The 20,008-nt window shown below is 63.0% G+C and carries 16 protein-coding genes and 1 riboswitch; of the genes, 5 read left to right on the top strand and 11 right to left on the bottom strand.

The window, feature by feature from the left end; genetic code table 11:
* The first annotated feature begins 6 nt into the window (after window positions 1-6).
* Window positions 7-1,434, top strand: a complete 1,428-nt coding sequence (locus G6N74_RS20010) for an MATE family efflux transporter (RefSeq protein WP_205826773.1) — start codon at window positions 7-9, stop codon at window positions 1,432-1,434.
* 7 nt (window positions 1,435-1,441) lie between these two features.
* On the opposite strand, the gene G6N74_RS20005 is transcribed toward G6N74_RS20010, so the two are convergent.
* The 5 genes from G6N74_RS20005 to G6N74_RS19985 all read right to left on the bottom strand — a co-directional run bounded on the left by G6N74_RS20005 (window position 1,442) and on the right by G6N74_RS19985 (window position 7,847).
* Window positions 1,442-2,287 (bottom strand): patatin-like phospholipase family protein, encoded by an 846-nt coding sequence (locus G6N74_RS20005; protein ID WP_165119780.1) that lies wholly within the window; start codon window positions 2,285-2,287, stop codon window positions 1,442-1,444.
* Window positions 2,287-3,642 (bottom strand): M16 family metallopeptidase, encoded by a 1,356-nt coding sequence (locus tag G6N74_RS20000; protein ID WP_246245830.1) that lies wholly within the window; start codon window positions 3,640-3,642, stop codon window positions 2,287-2,289. The genes G6N74_RS20005 and G6N74_RS20000 overlap by 1 nt, the downstream gene beginning before the upstream one ends.
* Before the next feature lie 14 nt (window positions 3,643-3,656).
* Window positions 3,657-5,156 (bottom strand): M16 family metallopeptidase, encoded by a 1,500-nt coding sequence (locus G6N74_RS19995; RefSeq protein WP_165119776.1) that lies wholly within the window; start codon window positions 5,154-5,156, stop codon window positions 3,657-3,659.
* A gap of 127 nt (window positions 5,157-5,283) precedes the next feature.
* Entirely contained in the window at window positions 5,284-5,838 is a 555-nt protein-coding gene (gene rsmD, locus G6N74_RS19990; protein WP_165119774.1) for a 16S rRNA (guanine(966)-N(2))-methyltransferase RsmD, read from the bottom strand.
* Window positions 5,838-7,847 carry a pseudouridine synthase gene (locus tag G6N74_RS19985; protein WP_165119772.1) on the bottom strand — a complete coding sequence of 670 codons (2,010 nt, stop codon included), beginning with the start codon at window positions 7,845-7,847 and terminating at the stop codon, window positions 5,838-5,840. Before G6N74_RS19985 ends, rsmD begins: the two co-directional genes overlap by 1 nt.
* 66 nt (window positions 7,848-7,913) lie before the next feature.
* On the opposite strand from G6N74_RS19985, the gene G6N74_RS19980 reads away from it, so the two are divergent.
* A complete protein-coding gene (locus G6N74_RS19980) occupies window positions 7,914-8,366 on the top strand; it encodes a nucleoside deaminase (protein WP_165119771.1) in 453 nt (150 codons plus the stop codon).
* Between the two features lie 21 nt (window positions 8,367-8,387).
* On the opposite strand, the gene G6N74_RS19975 is transcribed toward G6N74_RS19980, so the two are convergent.
* From G6N74_RS19975 to G6N74_RS19965, 3 genes are all read right to left on the bottom strand, one after another.
* Complete coding sequence (locus G6N74_RS19975; RefSeq protein WP_312857899.1) at window positions 8,388-9,083, bottom strand: hypothetical protein; 696 nt, start codon at window positions 9,081-9,083, stop codon at window positions 8,388-8,390.
* Window positions 9,084-9,245: 162 nt separating this feature from the next.
* Entirely contained in the window at window positions 9,246-12,221 is a 2,976-nt protein-coding gene (ileS, locus tag G6N74_RS19970; protein WP_165119769.1) for an isoleucine--tRNA ligase, read from the bottom strand.
* 233 nt (window positions 12,222-12,454) lie between these two features.
* Window positions 12,455-13,267 (bottom strand): MipA/OmpV family protein, encoded by an 813-nt coding sequence (locus tag G6N74_RS19965; protein WP_165119767.1) that lies wholly within the window; start codon window positions 13,265-13,267, stop codon window positions 12,455-12,457.
* A gap of 214 nt (window positions 13,268-13,481) precedes the next feature.
* Here G6N74_RS19965 and G6N74_RS19960 point away from each other — a divergent pair, with 214 nt between their 5' ends.
* Window positions 13,482-14,027, top strand: a complete 546-nt coding sequence (locus G6N74_RS19960; protein WP_376767732.1) for an HdeD family acid-resistance protein — start codon at window positions 13,482-13,484, stop codon at window positions 14,025-14,027.
* Between the two features lie 160 nt (window positions 14,028-14,187).
* Here G6N74_RS19960 and G6N74_RS19955 read toward each other — a convergent pair whose 3' ends face one another.
* A complete protein-coding gene (locus G6N74_RS19955; RefSeq protein ID WP_165119764.1) occupies window positions 14,188-15,171 on the bottom strand; it encodes a bifunctional riboflavin kinase/FAD synthetase in 984 nt (327 codons plus the stop codon).
* Window positions 15,172-15,181: 10 nt separating this feature from the next.
* Window positions 15,182-16,042: a TIGR01459 family HAD-type hydrolase gene (locus G6N74_RS19950; RefSeq protein WP_165119762.1), complete on the bottom strand. Its 861-nt coding sequence runs from the start codon at window positions 16,040-16,042 to the stop codon at window positions 15,182-15,184.
* A 210-nt stretch (window positions 16,043-16,252) separates the two neighbouring features.
* On the opposite strand from G6N74_RS19950, the gene G6N74_RS19945 reads away from it, so the two are divergent.
* Complete coding sequence (locus G6N74_RS19945) at window positions 16,253-17,449, top strand: EAL domain-containing protein (RefSeq protein WP_165119760.1); 1,197 nt, start codon at window positions 16,253-16,255, stop codon at window positions 17,447-17,449.
* Between the two features lie 71 nt (window positions 17,450-17,520).
* Window positions 17,521-17,601, top strand: a riboswitch (ZMP/ZTP riboswitch).
* A gap of 23 nt (window positions 17,602-17,624) precedes the next feature.
* Window positions 17,625-18,257, top strand: a complete 633-nt coding sequence (locus G6N74_RS19940) for a LysE family translocator (RefSeq protein ID WP_165119759.1) — start codon at window positions 17,625-17,627, stop codon at window positions 18,255-18,257.
* 178 nt (window positions 18,258-18,435) lie between these two features.
* On the opposite strand, the gene G6N74_RS19935 is transcribed toward G6N74_RS19940, so the two are convergent.
* Entirely contained in the window at window positions 18,436-19,968 is a 1,533-nt protein-coding gene (locus G6N74_RS19935) for a DHA2 family efflux MFS transporter permease subunit (RefSeq protein WP_165119757.1), read from the bottom strand.
* Between the last annotated feature and the right edge of the window lie 40 nt (window positions 19,969-20,008).

Raw genomic sequence — 20,008 nt, 5'->3', positions numbered from 1 at the left:
GACCGCATGAACGAAAAGCCGCAAGCCAGCCACACGGCTAAATTCACCACCGGTTCGACCATGCGCCATGTCATCACGATGACGGCGACGGGGTCGGTGGGCCTGATTGCGGTCTTCGTCGTTGACGCGCTGAACCTCTTCTACATTTCGCTGCTCGGCGTTCAGGAACTGGCGGCAGCGATCGGCTTTGCCTCGACGCTACTGTTCTTCACGCTCTCCATCGCCATCGGCCTGACGATCGCCTGCGGAGCGCTGGTTTCCCGTGCGCTGGGACGCGGCAGCCGGGAGGATGCGGCCCGCATGGCCGGTGCATCCATGGTGTTCATGGGTATTACGACGGTTCTGCTCAGCATCGCCGTCTTTCCCTTCCTGCGTGACCTGACGGCCATGCTCGGTGCGACCGGCAACACGCTGGACCTCTCCACGCGATTTTTGCAGATCGTGGTGTTTTCGACACCGCTGCTGGCGCTCGGCATGTGCACCACCGGCATATTGCGCGGTGTCGGAGACGCCAAGCGTGCGATGTATGTGACGCTCGCCGCCGCCATCGCCGCCGCGATCTTCGACCCGATTCTCATTTTCGGACTTGGCCTCGGCATCGATGGCGCAGCGATCTCCACCGTGCTTTCGCGTGTCGTCATGCTGGCCGTCGGCATCTATGGCGCGCATCGCGTCCACCGGCTTATCAGGCTGCCAGACCGCGAAAGGCTCGCGGCCGCGTTCCGCCCCTTCTTCGCCATCGGGCTGCCCGCCGTGCTGACGCAGATCGCGACCCCGGTCGGCAACGCCTTCGTCACCACCGAGATTGCCGCCTTCGGCGATCAGGCGGTGGCCGGCTGGGCGATCATCGGGCGCATCGTGCCGGTTGCCTTCGGCGTCATCTTTGCGCTTTCAGGCGCGGTCGGCCCGATCCTCGGGCAGAATTACGGCGCGCGCCGATACGACCGCCTGATGAGCACGATGCGCAATGCGCTGTTCTTCACTGTCGGCTATGTTCTGGTGATGTGGGCGCTGCTGGCGATATTCGCCCATCCGATCGCCTCGATCTTCGGTGCGACCGGGCTGTCGCGTGAACTGATCGAATTCTTCTGCCTGTTCGCCGCCGGCAGCTTCCTGTTCAACGGCGCGATTTTCGTTTCGAGCGCGGCCTTCAACAATCTCGGCTATCCGACCTATTCGACGGTGTTCAACTGGGGCCGCTCGACGCTGGGCGTCATTCCCTTCGTCTGGGCGGGCGCACATTTCTATGGCGCCGAGGGCGTCATCGCCGGCTGGGGTCTCGGCGCTGTCGTCTTCGGTGTCGTCTCAATGCTCGTCTGCTTTCGCGTCGTACGCGGCATTGCCGGTCAGCCGGTGCCGGACGAAACCATGCCAGCGCCGCCGCCGTCGGCGCAGTCGCCGTTTTCAACCGGCAAGGCAGCTACGCTGCAATAGCGAGATTCTAGGCGGTGCGGCGGCGCTCGGCGCTGCGTATTGCCGTCTCGACCGCGCGCTTCAACTCGTCCTTGATGGCAACCGTTTCGCTCATCACCGCGTCGATCTTCAGGAAATCCAGAGCGCGAAACCGGGAAACCGGCGGCCGCAGGAAAATCTCCGGCCTGCCCTGCTTGACCTTGCTGGCGATGATCGACTGCATCATCAGCTGGGTCGCGCCGAACATCAGGTCGATGGAATTCGGCTTCTTGCGTCCGCCATCAGTCGGTGTGCCGACGACATCGATTGCAATCACGATGTCAGCATCCTTCTCGACCAGATCGAACGGCACCGGGTTATAGATGCCGCCGTCGATCAGGATCTTGCCGTCACGCCGAACCGGGCGGAACACCGCCGGAATGGCGGCGGAGGCTGCGAGCGCCGAATTCAGCTCGCCCTCGTCGAACACCGTCATCTGGTGGCCGAGAAAGTCGGTCGCCGTGACCCGCAACGGGATTTTCAGCTCGGCAAATGTCTCGGGAATTTGGGGCGGCAGGAACACCTGCAAAATACGCTCGATGTTGAACTGGCTGACGCGCAGGCCGCCTTCCATCATCTCCGCGAAGGTTCCCGGCCGTGCCCGCCACATGCGTGACGCCACTTCGGAGCGCTTGCCCAGCACAGAACGCGCATATTCGTGAATGTCGCGGCCGCTCATGCCGGCCGCCATGCCGGCACCCATGATCGCGCCGATCGAGGAGCCGGCAATCGCCACGGGGCTAATGCCGAGTTCGTCCAGCGCCTCGATGACATGGATATGCGCGAGCCCGCGCGCACCGCCGCCACCGAATGCGATGGCGAAGGTCGGGCTCATCACTTGCTTCCCGCCACCAGCGAAGGCCCGACAATCAGTATCGCCGGATCGACCGTCAGCAGTTTCTTCGCTGCCGCCTTGGTGTCTTCCAGCGTCACCGCGTTGATCAATCCGGCTCGTCGATTCATGTAGTCGATGCCGAGATCCTGCAATTGCAGCTCCACCAGCGTACTGGCGATGGCGCTCGACGAATCGAGATTGTTGATGGCGTAGGCGCCGACCAGATACTTCTTCGCCGCGTCCAGTTCCGCCTGCGTCGGCCCATTGTCGGCCATCTTGCGTATCACGTCGCGGATCAGCGCCAGCGCCTCGGCCGCCTTGTCGGCGCGTGTAGAGGTGCCGATCGTCAAGGCATTGGCGTGCTCGTAATTCACCAGCGACGACGAAATGCCGTAGGTCAGGCCGCGCTTCTCACGCACCTCGTCAAATAGCCGCGAGGTGAACGTGCCACCGCCGAGAATGTGGTTCATCAACACCGCGCCGAAGAAATCCGGTGCCGTGCGCTCGACGCCCGGATAGGCAAGCTGGATCATCGTCTGCGGCAGGTCGTATTCGACGCGGACTTCCTGACCGAGTTTCGGCTGGACATCAGGGATAGGCGTAAGCGTCGGCTTTTCCGGCAGACTGCCGAAGAGCTTGTCGAGATCGGCCTTCAGCGTATCGGCGTCGATCGCGCCGACGACGGAGATTTTCAGCTTTTCCCGGGCGAAGATCGCCTTGTGGAAAGCGCGCAGATCGTCAGCCGTGATCGTCGCAAGCGACTGCTCCGAGCCTTCGTCGCGGCGCGCATAGGGGTGGTCGCCATAAAGCGCCGATGCCCATTTCAACTGTGCCGCGACTTCCGGATCGCGCGCGCCGGAAACGATGCCGGACACGATTTGCGCCCGGATGCGATCGATCGGCGCCTGGTCGAACCGCGGCGCGGTGATTGCCATGCGCAGGAGGTCGAACGCCTCTTCGCGCTGGTCGGCAAGCAGTCGCATCGAGCCGTAGATGCTGTCGCGCCTTGCCGTGAAACTCATCTCGGCGCCCGCATCGTCCAGCCGCGACTGGTACGTCTCGCTGTCGAGATCGCCGGCGCCTTCATCGAACAGGCCGGTTATCAGGTTAGCAAGCCCCTCCTTGCCTTTTGGGTCCTGCGTGCTGCCGCCCTCGAAGGCGAAGCGTATCGCAATGATCGGAACCGAATAATCCTCGACGAGCCAGGCCGTGACGCCGCTGGAGGATTTAACTTCCTGGATATTCATCGCCGCCCGGGCAGAAACCACGCAGGGCAGGACAAGGAAGAAAAGCGCCATCGCCAGCGTGACGATCGAGGAGATCGCCCGGGCGCGTATGTCGAATGTCGTTCTCATGGTAACCATCCGGATCAATTCGCAGGCGGTGTCTTGGCGGGGGAGGCCTCGGCAGGCCCGGGCTTGCCGGCCTCGCCGTCAGTTGCGCCCACATCGGCCGGTGGGACCTCTTCCGCGGGAGGGGTGCTGGCTGCCTGCGCCGGCAGCAGATAGCCCGTCACCGAAATCTCCGGCTTGAGGTATTTGGCGGCCACAGCACGAACCTGATCGGCTGTCACGGCGCGGATCTTATCCGGCCATTGCTGTATTTCCTGGACTGTCCCGCCAGTGGTCAGCGCGCTGCCATACATATTGGCCATGCTGGACTGCTTGTCGCGCGCGAAGATCATGGAGCGGACGTAGCGGTTCTTGGCCTTATCCAGTTCCGAATCGGTGACGCCCTTGGTGGCGATATTCACGATCTCGGCGTCGACGGCAGCCTCCAGCTTCTCCAGCCCGGTTTCGCCGAGCGGCGAGCCGTAGACGGTGAAGCTGGTGTCGTCCAATGCCGTGCCGTCGAAATAAGCGCCGGCGCTCGAGGCAATGCGCGCCTTGACGACAAGCGCCTGATAAAGCCGGCTCTGCGTGCCGCCACCGAGAATTTCCGACAACAGGTCGAGCGCTTCGGCCTCGCCCGGCTGGGCGCGGTTGTAGGACGGCACGACCCATCCCTTGGAGAAGCTCGGGACGCTGACGCGCGCGTCCGTCAGTGTCACGGTGCGCTTCGTGTTCTGCTCCGGCTCGGTCGGGCGTATGCGCGGCGGAAGGTCCGGGCCGCGCGCCACCCGGCCATAGGTCTTTTCGGCCATGGCCCGCACGGTTGCGGCATCGACATCGCCGGCCACGACCAGCACGGCGTTGTTTGGCGCATAATAGCGGTTGTAGAAATCGATGGCCTCGGCGCGGTTCAGCTTTTCCATCTCATGCATCCAACCGATCACGGGAATGCGATAAGGGTGGTTCTGGAACAGCGTCGCCTGAACCTCTTCGCTCAGCAGCGCGTCCGGGCTGCCCTCGATCCGCGAACGACGCTCCTCGAGGATGACGTCACGCTCGGGCCCGATCACCGCATCGGTGAGAATCAGGTTGCGCATGCGGTCTGACTCGAAACTCATCATGGTTTCGAGCGCGTCAGGCGTCACGGTCTGGAAGAAAGCCGTGTAATCATATGATGTGAAAGCGTTTTCGCTGCCGCCGATCTCGGCGATCCTGGTGCCGAACTCGCCGGCCCGGTGATTGGTCGTGCCCTTGAACATCAGATGCTCGAAGAAATGGGCAATGCCGGATTTGCCCGGCGGTTCGTCGGCGCTGCCGATCTTGTACCAGACCATATGCGTAACGATCGGCGCGCGATGATCGGGTATGACCACCACTTCCATGCCGTTGCCAAGGAAGAAGTTGGAAACCTCCTGGTCGCCCTGGGCGGCTTGCGCGGGGGCTGTCAATGCAGGCGTGGCGGTTACCGTCAGCAACATCAGGGACGCCGCAACGAAGCGTCCTCCCCGCCGTATTGCCCACCCGGCTTCAAAAATCATCAACAGCTCCTCGGCATCACTGCAATTGTCATGAGCGGTATGGCAGCCGCATGACGGCTGGAAAAGTGAATTCTCCGTCATGTGTCCCTGAAAAAGAGGCCGAAGCTAGACGAAGTGCCTGAAAAGATCAGGAAAGTTCGATCAGGCGTATGATGGTTTCGCCATAACTGCGCTCATCGATCACGGAAAACCCGGTTCCCGGATCGAAAGCTGCAGCGGCCGATTCCTCGACCACGCAAAGCGCATCAGGCGCGAGCCAGCCTCCGTCGCGCGCGGATCTAAGCGCTGCTTCGCCGAGACCCTTGCCATAGGGCGGGTCAGCGAAGACGAGGCCGAACGGCTGGACGGTGCCGGCGGGGCCGAGACCGGTCGCATCGCGGCGGAAAATCTTGGTGCGGCCATTCAGATTGAAGGTTTCGACATTGGTGCGGATCAAGCCGCGGCCCTCGGCCGATTCCTCGATGAACATGCAAAACGACGCGCCACGCGACAGTGCCTCAAGCCCAAGCGCGCCGGTGCCGGCAAAGAGATCGAGCACGCGCGCGCCTTCCAGCCGGTCGGAAAACCGGTGCGCAAGCACATTGAACAGCGCTTCGCGAGTGCGGTCCGTGGTCGGGCGTATGGCGTTGGTTCGCGGCGTGGCCAGCGGCCGGCCGCGAAGCTCGCCGCCGACAATGCGCATCAGCCGCGATCCTTGCGCGGGCCGCGCGGCCTATCACCTCCGCCTCGCGGTCCCTTGCCGCCCTCTTCGCCTTCACGGCGCGGCTTGCCGAAACCGGACTTTCCGCCACCCGGCTTGTCGAAGAACGGCTTGCCGTGATGCTGCGCCTTGCTGGCTTTACGTGCATCCACTTCCGCCTTTTCGGCTGCTGCCCTGCCCTTGCCGATCGGCCGTGCACCCGGCGCCATCCAGACATTGGCCTTGCGGACACCCGGCGGTTCGATCGGACGCGATTCGCGCTCGGACTTGCCGCCACGTGCGGGCTTGGGTCCACGCGCGGGCCTGTCGCCGAAATCGGGCTTGGGTCCGCGAGCCGGCTTGTCGCCAAAATCGGATTTAGGGCCGCGATCACTCTTGAAGCCGCGATCGGGCTTGGTCTGCAAGCGGCCGAGCACGTCTTCGCGATGGCGCTCATTGTCGCGCTTGCGGTTCTTGATCAGCCCGCCTTCGCCGATATGCACCGGGCGCGCCTGACGCGGTGCCGGCGCGGCTGCCGGAGCCGGCTTGTCGAAAGTGCGCCGCACCGGCTTGTTGGAGAAGGGCTTTACGATGTCGGCGTCGAAATTCGCGCCCGATTCCTCGATAAGCCGCTCACCAAGCTGGTCGCGCAGCGTGCGTCCGGCCATTTCCTGGACATGGCCCTCGGGCAGTTCGCCAAGCTGGAACGGCCCGTAGGAAATGCGGATCAGCCGCGTCACGTCGAGCCCGAGCGCGCCGAGGATGTTCTTCACCTCGCGGTTCTTGCCTTCGCGCAGGCCGATCGTCAGCCAGGCATTTGTGCCCTGCTCGCGGTCCAGCGAGGCCTCGATCGCGCCGTAGAAAACGCCATCGACGGCGATGCCGTCCTTGAGACCGGCAAGCTGCTTCTCGTCGACCTTGCCATGGACGCGGACACGGTAGCGCCGCAACCAGCCGGTTGCCGGCAGTTCCAGCACGCGCGACAGCCCGCCATCATTGGTGAGCAGCAGCAGGCCTTCGGTGTTGATATCGAGGCGTCCGATAGTCATCAGGCGCGGCAGTTCGGCCGGCAGGAGGTCGAACACCGTCTTGCGGCCTTCCGGATCGCGATTCGTCGTGACCACACCGGACGGCTTGTGGAACAGGAACATCCGCGTGCGTTCGATCGGCGGAATGGTCTCGCCATCGAGCTCGATCGTATCGCTCGCCATGACGTTGATGGCCGGCGAAGCCAGAATCTTGCCGTTGACCTTGACGCGGCCAGCCGCGATCAGTTCCTCGGCGTCGCGGCGCGAAGCAATGCCGACGCGGGCCAGCCGCTTGGCGATGCGCTCGCCCTCTTCCGCTTCCTCGCGTGGCCGGGCAAACGGCTTGCGTTCGCCGTCCGGCTTGAAACCTTCGGGCCGTGGGCGTTTTTCGAAACCGCCTTCGCGCGCGCCTTGCGGCCGGTCGAATCGCCGCGCCGGGCGCTCGCCGCCAGCATCGCCTTCCCGATCGGGCCGTCTGACAAAGGGTTTTCCTTCGGGCCGTGGACCGGCACGATAAGGCTTGTCGCTGCGTTCAGGCCGCGCGGCACCGCCATCACGCGGACGGTCGTCGCGTTTGAAATCGCGCTTGGGACGTTCAGCACCAGCTGCCGCATCGTCGCGACGCTTCGCATAGGGCTTGGCCGCGCCGTCGCGCTTTACGAACGGCTTGCCACCCTCGAAACGCGGCTTTGCAGCGAAATCGGACTTGCCCTCGGGCCGAGGCCCCTTGCGGAACGGCGCGCCGCTGCGCTCGGCTTTCGCCTCGCCACCTTCACGCGGGCGGTCGTCACGCTTGAAATCGCGCTTGGGGCGCTCTGCGCCTGCTGTCGCATCGTCGCGGCGCTTGGCATAGGGTGGCTTGGCCGCCCCTTCGCGCTTCACGAACGGCTTGCCGCCCTCGAAACGCGGCTTTGCAGCGAAATCGGGTTTGACGCCCTTGCGCGGTCCGCCTCTACGCGGGAATTTTTTTCGATCGTCGTCCATGTGGCCTTTGCCTTTCAGGGGCGGTAGATAACAGGAACATCCTGCACTTGCGAGGGGAATAACGGATTGAAACGCCCGGATTTCATGGCGCTGGCGCTTGCAGAGGCCGAAGCTGCGGCAAAGCGCGGCGAAGTGCCGGTCGGCGCGGTGATAGCCAAGGGCGACCAGGTTGTCGCCAGCGCCGGCAATCGCACCCGTGAACTCAACGATCCGACTGCCCATGCCGAGATGCTGGCGATCCGCGAAGCATCGCAAAAACTCTCCGCTGAACGCCTGAACGATCTCGATCTTTATGTGACGCTGGAGCCTTGCGCGATGTGCGCGGGCGCCATTTCATTCGCCCGCATCCGCCGCCTCTATTTTGGAGCGGGCGACGAAAAAGGCGGCGCGGTGGTCAACGGCGTGCGTTTCTTCGCCTCGCCGACCTGCCATCACGTGCCGGAAGTCTATCCTGGCATAGCCGAGACAAGCGCTTCGACGATTCTCAAGGATTTCTTTCAGGCCCGCCGCGAGCCCTGACGATTTGTCAGGGCGCAGCCCTTACCAGGGCAGAACGTCGCGCCAGCTGTTGCCGGTCTTCTTCGTCGCCTGAGCCTTCAGGCGCCGTTCTTTCTTGACCTCGTCCTCGCCGACATCGCCGACGGGCGCTGTTGCAGACGGCTCGCGATAGGTCAGCGGCGGTTCGCTGAGGAACTTGCGCGTCGTCGGGCTGCCCTGCTTGGTTTCGGCAAGGCGCTGATTGAATGCTGCACGCTGTTCCGCCTGCTTGCCAACCTTCTCGACGCCCGAATCCATGGTGCGCTCGGTCACGCCCGGCCGAGAAACCGACGACGACGATGGGGCACCGAGATCACCCAGGATCTGTGGACGCCAGCCGGGCGTATCGCGGTTTTCCGTCGCTTCAGCGCGCAGCCGCGTACGCTTCTGCTCAGGCGATTCCGGCCACTGGCTGGCATCGGCGTTGACGATGCTTTCCTGCGGTGCGGGAAGATTTAGCTTTTCGCCCGGCTTGGGCTTAACCAGATCGGGCCGCGGCTTGTATTCGATGTCGCCCCGATTTTTCGGCGCCATTGAAAGAATGCCGGTGACGTCGCCGACGAGCTGTTCGGTCGAGGTCTTGTCGGTGCCGTAAGTAGGGCCGCTCATGCAACCCGAAACCGCGAGGCTGGAAGCCACGAGCGGCGCAAACACCATCCAGCGCGCACGCGTCATTTCAGTCAGGCCAGAAAATTTCACTGCAAACCGCCTCTCGCTCTATATCGGACCGCAATCCGGATATTTCCCGCAACCCTCATCCGATGGGAATCCGGCGAGATTTTGTCGCCCGGAGCCCCGCGCTTGTAACCCAAGCGGCAGGCAAGGGCAACGACCGACGCCGCGCCCTCCCCCGCATGTACTCTAAATACGCCCTAAAGCTTTCAATTCATGAAGAGCCTTGGCGTCGCGCGCCGACACTTCCGGGAACTCCGGGTCCGAACCAACGTCGTCGGTATAGCGCCAGGAACGCGCGCATTTGCGCAGGCCCTTGTCGTCGGCCTTTTCCACCACAACCGCCACACCCGGCACTTCGCGCAGCACAAAGGCGTCTGCAGGTGCGCCCCGATGCGAAACCACCAGATCGCTGGTGATGCTGATCTCGGCCATGTCGATGCCTGACAATGCGGCCTCAAGCGCTGCATCGTTCATGTGGACAACCGGCACGGCTTCCAGCGACGAACCGATGGTCTTCTTCGCCCGTTCAAGCTCGAGCGCGCCGGTAACGACGCTGCGCACCTGGCGGATTTTTTTCCACTTTTCGGCCAGCGCATCGTTCTTCCAGTCCGCCGGTACGGCCGGGAACTGTTCGAGATGCACCGATTCGGACGATGGATAGCGTTCCAGCCACGCCTCTTCGGTGGTGAAGGGCAGCATCGGCGCCAGCCATGTCACCAGATGGTCGAACAGATGGCGCACAACCTGCACAGCCGCCTTGCGCTTGGTGCTCGATGGCGCTTCGCAGTAGAGCGCGTCCTTACGGATATCGAAATAGAAGGCGGAAAGCTCCACCACCATGAAATCGATCAGCGCGCGCGTGACGCGCTTGAACTCGAAGGCGTCGTAACCGGCGCGCACGACCTCGTCGAGTTCAGCCAGCCGGTGCAGCATCAGCTGCTCCAGCTCCGGCATCTCTTTCACCGGCACCACGTCGCCCTCGTCGTGGGCGAGCGTGCCGAGCATCCAGCGGATGGTGTTGCGCAGCTTGCGGTAGGCGTCGATATTGGTCTGCAGCACGTTCTTGCCGAGGCGCTGGTCTTCCCAATAATCGGTCGTCACCACCCACAGGCGCAGGATATCGGCGCCCGATTGCTTGATGACGTCCTGCGGCACCACCGTGTTGCCGAGCGACTTCGACATCTTGCGGCCTTCCTCATCCATGGTGAAGCCATGGGTGACGACGGTGTTGTAAGGCGCACGGCCGCGCGTGCCGCAGCTTTCCAGCAGCGACGAATGGAACCAGCCGCGATGCTGGTCCGAACCTTCGAGATAGACATCGGCCGGCCATTTCATGTCCGGGCGGTCTTCCAGCGTAAAGGTGTGGCTGGAGCCCGAATCGAACCAGACATCGAGGATGTCCATGACCTGCACCCACGGCTCGTTGGCGCGGGAGCCGAGGAAACGCTCGCGCGCACCTTCCGCGAACCAGGCGTCGGCACCTTCAGCCTCGAAGGCATCGACGATGCGCTGGTTGACGGCCTCGTCCACGAGCACGGTGCCGTCGGCATCGGCGAAGACGGCGATCGGCACGCCCCAGGCGCGCTGGCGCGACAGCACCCAGTCCGGGCGCTCCTCGATCATCGAGCGCAGGCGCGTCTGGCCGGCGCCGGGCACGAAACGGGTGTCGTCGATGGCTTGCAGCGCGCGCGAGCGCAGCGTCGTGCCGTCGCCCAGTTCCTTGTCCATATAGACGAACCACTGCGGCGTGTTGCGGAAGATGATCGGCTTCTTCGAACGCCACGAATGCGGGTAGCTGTGCTTCAGGCGGCCGCGCGCGAACAGCGCGTTGCGCTTGATCAACTCGTCGATGACGGCCTTGTTGGCATCGCCCTTTTTGCCGTTGTCGTCGATGACGCGCGCAGGCCCGCCCTCACGATCCGGGCCGAAACCGGGCGCATCCTTGGTGAAGAAACCGCCATCATCGACGGTAAAGGGGATCGACGGATCGATGCCGCGCTCGCGCAGTTTTTTTCCGGCATCCATCCAGGCGTCAAAGTCCTCGCGGCCGTGGCCGGGCGCGGTGTGCACGAAACCGGTGCCGGCATCGTCGGTGACATGATCGCCGGCGAGCATGGGCACTACGAATTCATAGCCGCCGCCAAGGCCTTTGAACGGGTGGGAAAGCGTAAGGCTTCCAAGCTCTTCGGCCGAAACGCTGCGAAGACGATTCAACGTGACCTTGGCCTTGGCTTCGGAGTCTTCGGCCAGAGCGTCGGCAAAGATCAGCTTCTCGCCCGGCTGGGGACCGAAATCGTTCTCCGCCGCCGTGACTTCATAAAGGCCGTAGCTTACCCGCGGCGAGAAATTGACGGCGCGGTTGCCGGGGATGGTCCATGGCGTCGTCGTCCAGATGACGACAGATGAACCAAGTATCGCTGCCGTCATTTCATTGAAATCTTCGGCAGATGTATCCTCGTGAGCTACAAGATCTGGGTTGAAATCAGCCACCGGGAACTTCACCCAGATCGTGTCGCTCTCGTAATCCTGATACTCGACCTCGGCCTCGGCCAGAGCCGTGCGCTCGACCACGCTCCACATCACCGGCTTGGAGCCGCGATAGAGCTGGCCGGATGCTGCGAACTTCAAAAGCTCGCCTGCGATCCGCGCCTCGGCGTGAAAACTCATCGTCAAATAGGGGTTCTTGAAATCGCCGACGACGCCGAGCCGCTGGAACTCGTCGCCCTGCACCTTGATCCAGCCCTGCGCGAAGTCGCGGCATTCCTTGCGGAACTCGTTGACCGGCACCTCGTCCTTGTTCTTGCCCTTGGCGCGGTACTGCTCCTCGATCTTCCATTCGATCGGCAGGCCGTGGCAGTCCCAGCCCGGCACGTAATTGCTATCGAACCCACGCATCTGGAACGAGCGCGTGATGACATCCTTCAGCACCTTGTTCAGCGCATGGCCGATATGGATGTTGCCGTTGGCATAGGGCGGGCCGTCATGCAGCACGAATTTCTCGCGGCCGGCCGCACTTTCGCGCAGGCGCTTGTAGAGGTCCATCTTCTGCCAGCGCGCAACAGCGATCGGCTCCTTCTCGGGCAGGCCGGCGCGCATCGGAAATTCCGTCTGCGGCAGATAAAGGGTTTTGGAGTAATCGAGTTTCTCGGACGTATCGGTCATTGTCTTGCCATCGGTTGCCCGGCGAAAAGCGCCTCGGGCGTTCAATTGTCATTTAATGGAAAATGCGCGGGAATGCGCGCAGGCAAAAAGTCCCGGACTTTCAGGCAGCCTCAAGCCACCCGGAAAGCCGGGCCCGTAATTCGTATAGCAATCGCGAAGACGGGCGCGAGACATCTCATGGCGCGCTTTTAGCGGAGAGAACCAAGAGAATAAAGCGGATAAATGCGTAAACGCTACATCTGGAAGTCGAAGCGATACGTCGCCGAGACGCCAAACATCAGCTGGTCGCGTGAGCCGCGCTCTTTCACCAGGCTGGAATCAGCCGCCGGTCCCTTGAGCCGCGAATATTCGCTGAACACGGTCGCCGTGATCTTGTCGGTCGCCTTCCAGTTCACCGCACCACCGACGCCGACCGACTTCAGGCCGCTGCCGGGATCGTATCGGCTCAAGCCTGACGCCGCGGATTCGGAAGCCGAGACGCCGTAATAGGCGTCGAAATATTTGGCGGTGGCGAAGGTCGCTCGCGGCCCGCCGGAAACGCGGATTGTTGGCGTCACATCGTAGAACGCGTCGGCGGAAATGTCGGCGACGATGCCATTGTGCGCCCTGATGCCGTGGCGCACCTCGCCGCGCATGCGCATCCAGTCGGTCGGATAAATCTCGAAGAAACCACCGACCTCGCCACCCCAGCGCACCGGGTCGAGACCTTTGAGGTCATCTATGTCGTTGTCGCGCGCAAACAGGAACTTTCCGGTCAAGCCCGCGCGCACGGGACCGTCGTCGAGCAATGACATCGAGATGTTGTCGTTGCGCGAGACGAACCGGGCGGGAGCGCCGGCTTTGCCGAGCGAGATGATCGGCGAGGCGGTGAATATGCGGCTGTTCGAGCCTTCGAAACGCGGCGCCACGATGCCCGATGCGCCGACGGTCAGGTACCAGTCGCCGTGAACCCAGTCGAAGAAACCGCCTTCGGCCGCAGCGCTCTGCGAGAGCCCCAGCAACACGGCAACCGAACAACCAACCGACTTCCGACTGAAAGACGTCATCAACAGCCCCACTCACGCACACACACAACCAATCGTTGCCACAAGCTTGTGCGGGGTTTGCGTAAAATTTGATTTAATTTCGCAAGGTTGCCTCAACCGGGCGCAAAGCGCTTCCGCTGGACGACTCATGTGGGTGGCGCTACTTTAATCATGGCGGGATTGTGGCAACGTTTATCCAAGCATGGAGATGACGGCGATGACCTTACCTTCAGAAATGCCCGAAGTCCTGAAAGACGCCATCGGCGATGCGCGTTCGAAATGGGGCTGGTTCGTAGCGCTCGGTGTGTTGCTGCTGATCTTCGGCGGCATTGCGTTCGGCAATCTTTTCATCGCCACCGTGGCCTCGGTCTATGTCGTCGGCTCGCTGATGCTGATGGCCGGCGTCATCGAGATCGCGCATGCTTTCGGCGTGAAAAGCTGGGGCAACTTCTTCTGGTGGCTGGGCAGCGGCCTGCTCTATGCGATCGCCGGCTTCCTCGCCTTCTACAATCCGCTGCTGGCGTCTGCCGTGCTGACCTTCCTGCTTGCGGTCAGCCTCGTTGCCTCCGGCATCTTGCGGCTATGGCTGGGCTTCAAGAGCAAGCCGGCCGCAGGCTGGGGCTGGCTCGTCGCAGCAGGTGTGGTCACGGCACTTGCCGGCCTCATCATCGCGCTCGGCTGGCCGGTCAACAGCCTGTGGGTGCTCGGCATGTTCCTGGCGATCGACCTGATCTTTCAGGGCTGGACTTTTATCGCGTTCGGCCTGGCGCTGCGGAAATAATCCCGTCCGCCATCGCCGGCATAACCTCCGCCGCGTCATCCCGGCCGACCGAGCGAAGCGAGGGAAAGAGCCAGGACCCATTCCGGAATTTCAACGTCGCGGAATGGGTCCCGGATAGCCTTCGCTACGCTACGGCTTCCGGGATGACGATTGGCGTGCATCAGAACGCGATTGCACTGTCCAGTTCGGAAAGCGGCTTGACGCCCGAGAGAAGCGCGCGCGCCTCTTCCTCGTCGCGCTTCATCTGCACGACCAGCGTGTCGAGCCCGTCGAACTTCACTTCGCCGCGCAGATAGCCGAACAGCGAGACGCGGCAGGTCTGCCCGTAAAGATCGCCGGAATAGTCGAACAGGAAGGTTTCGAGCAGCGGCGCGCCATTGTCGGCCACCGTCGGTCGGCGGCCGAAGCTGGCGACCCCGTCATGCAGCGTGCCGTCGGCACGGCGAAACCGTACCGCATAGATACCGTGCTTCAGCGCCATGCTTTCCGGCAGCGCCATGTTGGCGGTCGGGAAACCCAACGTGCGGCCAAGCTGCTTGCCATGCGTCACCTCGGCCTCGACGGTATAGCGGTAGCCGAGCAGGCCCGCCGCTTCGGCTGGCTCGCCTTCCGACAGGAGCCCGCGAATGCGGCTGGACGATACGATCTCGGTGCCTTCGTCGCGAAAGGCATCGACCAGCGTGACGCCAAAGCCATGGCGCTCGCCGGCCTCCATCAGGAACGCCGGGCCGCCGCGCCTGTTTTTGCCGAAGTGGAAATCAAAACCGGTGACGACATGGCTGATGCCGAGATTGCTTTCGAGTATCTGCGTCACGAATTCTTCGGCACTCAATTCGGCGAAGTCTCGGGTAAAGCCCTGTTCCACGACTGCCGCGAAGCCAAGCTCGGCCAGAAGCCGCGCCTTCATCGGCGCGGGCGTCAGGATGAAAAGCGGCGTGTCGGGCTGGAACACTGTGCGCGGATGCGGCTCGAAGGTCAGCACCAGCGCGGGCACGCCGCGCCGGCGCGTCTCGTCCAGCGCGCGCTCCAGAACGGCCTGATGGCCGCGATGCACGCCGTCGAAATTGCCGATCGCCACCACGCCGCCACGCAGCCTTTCGGGCAGCATTTCGGTGCCGTTTATGCGCTGAAACGATTGCGTCATGGTCGTCTATCTACCGGAGCCGGGGGATCACCGCCACCGGTCGATGCCCGTGCTTTTCGAGAAAGGCCGACAGGCGCTCGATATCGGGATTGAGCGGGTCGCCATAGTCGCGGGCGTGGATGCCGCCCGAAACATAGAGCACGTTGAGGCCGTTGTCGGCAGCGCCCTTGATGTCGGTCAGCATGCCGTCGCCGATGCCGAGCGTTTCCTCGCGGGTAACATCGCGGCCGAGCACTTCGGCGGCAGCCTTCAACGCCACTTCGTAGATCGGCCGGTGCGGCTTGCCCGAGATCAGCGTGCGGCCGCCGAGCTGCGCATAATCGCGCGCCAGCGCGCCGGCGCACCAGATCAGCCTTTCGCCGCGTTCCACCACGATGTCGGGATTGGCGCAGATGAAGGGCAGGTTGCGCGAACGGAAACGCTGCAGCATGTCGGCATAGTCTTCCGGCGTCTCGACTTCGTCATCGAACAGGCCGGTGCAGACCACGGCATCCGCCTCGAATTCCTCGACCAGCTCGCAATCGATGCCGTCATAGATCGGCATGTCGCGGTCTGCGCCAAGATGGAAGAGCTTGCGCGGCGCCTCGCGGATCAGGTCGCGCGTCACGTCGCCTGAAGTAACCACGCGGTCCCAGGCGCTTTGCGGCACGCCGATCGCGGCAAGCTGCTCCTCGACGCCATCGTGAGGGCGCGGCGAATTGGTGATCAGCACCACCGCCAGGCCCTTTTCGCGCGCCCGCGTCAGGGCGGCGGCGGCTTCCGGAAAGGCATCCTCGCCATTGTGGAGCACGCCCCAGACATCGCACAGGATCGCGCCATAGCGGCCGGTGACGGCATCCAGCGATCCGATCGTTTCGGGCGAACCCGTCATGGTTTTTCCTTCACTATCCGCTGTCGTGGAGTTGCCATGGATGAATGATCCGGGCGCATGGGAATTAACCGAACCTCTTCACCGTGTCACCAGCTTTCGCTTAACAGAATGCCCGCATCGTGAGAAAATGGTCGCTGCATCAGGACGCGGGGTCGGATGTGTTTGCGTACGGGAGAGCCGCGAAGGCGGGTTTTCCGAAAGGGTTTTGTGATGCAGCGTGGTTTGTCATTCCTCGTTGCCGCCGCGATTGTCTGCGGGGGCTTTTATTTTCTCTTGAGCGGTCTGGTCGCCGGCGGCATGCCGGAAGCCCAGGTGGTTCTGATGACGGCCGCCGCCGCATTGGCGCTGGCGCTTTGCGGCGCGATCTTTGGCCTGCTCGCCTACCGTCGCTCCAGCAGCGCCTCCACCGAGATCACCCGGCTCGCTTTGTCGGTCGACGCTGCGATCCGTGAACTGTCCTCGCGCGAAAAGCCGGACGTGGCTAGCACTGCCAAACGGGTTTCCAGCGCTTCACGCAAGGCCGAAGCCATGCCGGCAGCCGCGCGGATCGAGCCAATCCAGCAACCGGCACCGGCGGCACCAAGCGCCACCATCATCACACACCCTGCCCTGCTGCGCTCGATTCAGGATGACAAGCCAGCCGAGGCCATGGACGATACAGCGGCGGCGATCCGTGATGCCTTGAGTGCAGGCAGGATCGAGCTCAGCTTGCAACCCATCATCTCGATCGCGCGCGGCGAAGCCGCCGGCTTCGACGTGTTCGCCCATTTGCCCCGCCATGGCGATCAGCCGCTCGAACTGCGCCGTCCGGAAAACCCCTCCTCCGGCGTGCCGATGGCTGCCTTCGAACGCCTGCTGGTTGCGTCTTCCGTCCAGACCGCGATACGCCACCTTGGCGAGGCAAGCGAAGCCACGCCGCTCCATGTGGCGATTTCGGAGGCGTTGCTTGAAGACGGCGCAGAACTGGCCACGGTGCTGACCCTGTTTTCGCAGCATGCCGACGATATGCGCTCGATCGTGCTGTCGATCCCGGCTGCTGTGGTGGAGGGAGACAACGATCATGCGCAAGCGCTTGGGTTGCTTATGCAGAGCGGCGTTCGAATTGCAGTCGAGGGCTGGTCGGGAAATGCCGAAAGCCTCAAACAGAACGCCCGGGGCAATATCGCCTTCATCAAGCTTTCGGCCAGAGAACTGCTCGATCCGGTGAATTTTCAGAAGATCGAGACGCTTCGCGAGCAGGCCGGCGCGACCGGCATTTCCGTCATCGCGACGGAGGTGGCGCTCGATGACGATGCCGTCGGCCTCATCGACCTCGGCATCGTGCTGATGACCGGCCCGCGCTTTTCGGGACCACGCCGCGTCAAGGGCGGAACCGTCGCGCGCCCGACGCGTTCTGCCCACCTTTAGCACCAGATTTCTGGCGCAATCCCTTCGCGCGGTAGGACCTTGCGGCAATCTCCGGTCCATCTTAAGAGCGTGCAAGTTCGCGTGACTGGCGCAGTGGATGGATCACCATCGGGAAGCGCGGACCAAGATCGCCGCGCGCCTGGGCATTGGTTGTCGAACCCGAGGTGCTATTCCTATGCCCGAATTTTCCAATCTCGCGACGTTCGCCCTCCTCGCGCTCGGCATGGTGCTGACGCCCGGTCCGAACATGATCTACCTGATCTCGCGCTCGTTAAGCCAGGGGCCGGTTGCGGGGTTGATCTCGCTTGGCGGCGTGGCGCTCGGTTTTGTCTTCTACATTCTCTGCGCCGCCTTCGGCATCACCGCGCTGGTACTGGCCGTACCCTATGCCTATGACGCGCTGCGCTTTGCCGGCGCGCTCTATCTGCTGTGGCTGGCATGGCAGGCTCTTAAACCGGGCGGACGCTCGCCCTTCCAGGTGCGCGAAATGCCCAAGGACAGCCCGCGCAAGCTGTTCATGATGGGATTGATGACCAACCTGCTCAATCCGAAAGTGGCGGTGCTTTATCTCTCGCTGCTGCCGCAGTTCATCGATCCGAAGGCCGGCAGCGTGTTCACACAGCTTCTGGTGCTGGGTTCGGTGCAGATAACCATCAGCGTGACGATCAATTCCATCATCGCCATCATGGCCGGCTCGATCGCCACTTTCCTGGCAGGCCGTCCGCTGTGGGTTGTCGTCCAGCGCTGGATGATGGGCACCGTGCTTGCCGCGCTGGCGCTCAAGATGGCGACCGAAGCGCAGCGGTAGCGGCACGCCACTGTTCCCGAACGTCCTTCAGAGACCGAGACCGTTTCGAAATTCGCTCTGGCGAGTCATATGGAGGTGGTTTCGAGAACCGGAGCGCCGCGGACATTAGGTCCGTGAGCACCGGAAGCGCAGAAAACGCCATCAGATGGCCGCCAGAGTAGAATTTCCAAACGGTCTCTCAGTCCATGTGGGCGGCGGCGGGAGCCCCTGCTGCCGGCGCTACCTTCGGCTTGCGCAGCAGAAATGCCAGCGGGATCGCGCAGAGCGAGACGATCATCATCAGCTTGAAATCGTTGATATAGGAGATCATCGCCGCCTGTTGATTGACGAGGTTGTCGATCTGGGACAGCGCGGTGGGATCGCCGGCGGCAGCAGCGGGTGACAGTGTCTTCAGCGCCTGGTTGAACGGCGTGATGTTGGCCGAAAGCTCGGAGTGGTTGACCTGGATGTTGCGGGTCAGAATGACGGACACCGCCGAAATGCCGATCGAGGAACCGAGGTTTCGGACGAGGCTGAACAATGCCGTCGCATCGGTGCGGAAGCCCGGAGCGAGCGTTGCGAAGGCCACCGTCGACAGCGGCACGAACACCAGCCCGAGGCCGAGGCCCTGGATAACGCCGGATTCGATGATCAGATAATTGTCCATCTGCGGCGTAAAGCCGGACATGGTGTAAAGCGACTGCGCGACCAGCAGCAGCCCGGTGACGACCAGAAGCCGTGCATCGACCAGCCGCACCAGGCGGCCAACGAGAATCATCGATATCATCGTGCCGACACCGCGCGGCGCCATGACAAGCCCGGTCGTCACCGTCGGATAGCCGAAGATGTTCGACAGCATGGGCGGCAGCAGCGCCATAGACGCCAGCAGGATGACGCCGACGAAGAAGATGAAGACCAGGCCGATCGCGAAATTGCGGTCGGCGAATATCTTGGGATCGATGAAGGTATCTCTGCCGGTCGTCAGGTGAATGATGAACACCCAGAAGCCGACGAGCGACAGTCCGAGCTCGATCCAGATCTCGACGGAGGAGAACCAGTCGACCTCGGCGCCACGGTCGAGCATGAGCTGGAGCGCGCCGACGCCGAGCGAAAGCATGGCGAAGCCGAAGAAATCGAAGCCGCGCAGGCGCTTGGCGATGGACGGAAGATAGGCTGCCGAACCGAGGAAAGCGACGATGCCGACGGGCAGGTTGATGAAGAACACCCAACGCCAGTTGAAGCTGTCGGTCAGCCAGCCGCCGAGCGTCGGGCCGATGATCGGGCCGACCATGATGCCGGCGCCCCACAGCGCCATGGCCTGGCCGTGGCGTTCCTTGGGATTGATGTCGAGCAAGAAGGTCTGCGACAGCGGCACGATGGCCGCGCCGAAAATGCCCTGCATCAGGCGGAACAGCACCATGCTTTCCAGGCTCCAGGCGATGCCGCAGAGCATGGACGAAATGGTGAAGCCGACGACCGATGCGAGGAACAGTTCCTTGCGGCCGACGCGATCGGCGACCCAGCCGGTCACCGGCGTCATGATGGCGGCGGCGACGATATAGGACGTCAGAACCCAGTTGATCGTGTCGGCCGAAGCGCCGAGATCGCCGGTCATCGAAGGCAGCGCGACATTGGCAATGGTGGTGTCGAGCACCTGCATCACCGTGGCCAGCATGATCGACACCGTGATCAGCCCGCGATGCGGGACTTCGGTGTGGGATGTCGCACTCATTGGACGTGGACCTGAATGTCACGCGCCCGCCACAGAGCGG

It is taken from the genome of Mesorhizobium zhangyense (assembly GCF_011045115.1).
GTDB classification, from domain to species: Bacteria; Pseudomonadota; Alphaproteobacteria; order Rhizobiales; family Rhizobiaceae; genus Mesorhizobium_M; species Mesorhizobium_M zhangyense.
The sequence above is the reverse complement of the archived record's forward strand: the minus strand, read 5'-3'. Positions and strand labels throughout refer to the sequence as shown.

What these genes read in the sequence shown, in the direction of transcription:
- G6N74_RS20010 (WP_205826773.1), top strand. Translation starts at nt 7, where the DNA reads ATGAACGAAAAGCCGCAAGCCAGCCACACGGCTAAATTCACCACCGGT.
- G6N74_RS20005 (WP_165119780.1), bottom strand. Translation starts at nt 2,287, where the DNA reads ATGAGCCCGACCTTCGCCATCGCATTCGGTGGCGGCGGTGCGCGCGGG.
- G6N74_RS20000 (WP_246245830.1), bottom strand. Translation starts at nt 3,642, where the DNA reads ATGAGAACGACATTCGACATACGCGCCCGGGCGATCTCCTCGATCGTC.
- G6N74_RS19995 (WP_165119776.1), bottom strand. Translation starts at nt 5,156, where the DNA reads ATGATTTTTGAAGCCGGGTGGGCAATACGGCGGGGAGGACGCTTCGTT.
- rsmD (WP_165119774.1), bottom strand. Translation starts at nt 5,838, where the DNA reads ATGCGCATTGTCGGCGGCGAGCTTCGCGGCCGGCCGCTGGCCACGCCG.
- G6N74_RS19985 (WP_165119772.1), bottom strand. Translation starts at nt 7,847, where the DNA reads ATGGACGACGATCGAAAAAAATTCCCGCGTAGAGGCGGACCGCGCAAG.
- ileS (WP_165119769.1), bottom strand. Translation starts at nt 12,221, where the DNA reads ATGACCGATACGTCCGAGAAACTCGATTACTCCAAAACCCTTTATCTG.
- G6N74_RS19965 (WP_165119767.1), bottom strand. Translation starts at nt 13,267, where the DNA reads ATGACGTCTTTCAGTCGGAAGTCGGTTGGTTGTTCGGTTGCCGTGTTG.
- G6N74_RS19960 (WP_376767732.1), top strand. Translation starts at nt 13,482, where the DNA reads ATGCCCGAAGTCCTGAAAGACGCCATCGGCGATGCGCGTTCGAAATGG.
- G6N74_RS19955 (WP_165119764.1), bottom strand. Translation starts at nt 15,171, where the DNA reads ATGACGCAATCGTTTCAGCGCATAAACGGCACCGAAATGCTGCCCGAA.
- G6N74_RS19950 (WP_165119762.1), bottom strand. Translation starts at nt 16,042, where the DNA reads ATGACGGGTTCGCCCGAAACGATCGGATCGCTGGATGCCGTCACCGGC.
- G6N74_RS19945 (WP_165119760.1), top strand. Translation starts at nt 16,253, where the DNA reads ATGCAGCGTGGTTTGTCATTCCTCGTTGCCGCCGCGATTGTCTGCGGG.
- G6N74_RS19940 (WP_165119759.1), top strand. Translation starts at nt 17,625, where the DNA reads ATGCCCGAATTTTCCAATCTCGCGACGTTCGCCCTCCTCGCGCTCGGC.
- G6N74_RS19935 (WP_165119757.1), bottom strand. Translation starts at nt 19,968, where the DNA reads ATGAGTGCGACATCCCACACCGAAGTCCCGCATCGCGGGCTGATCACG.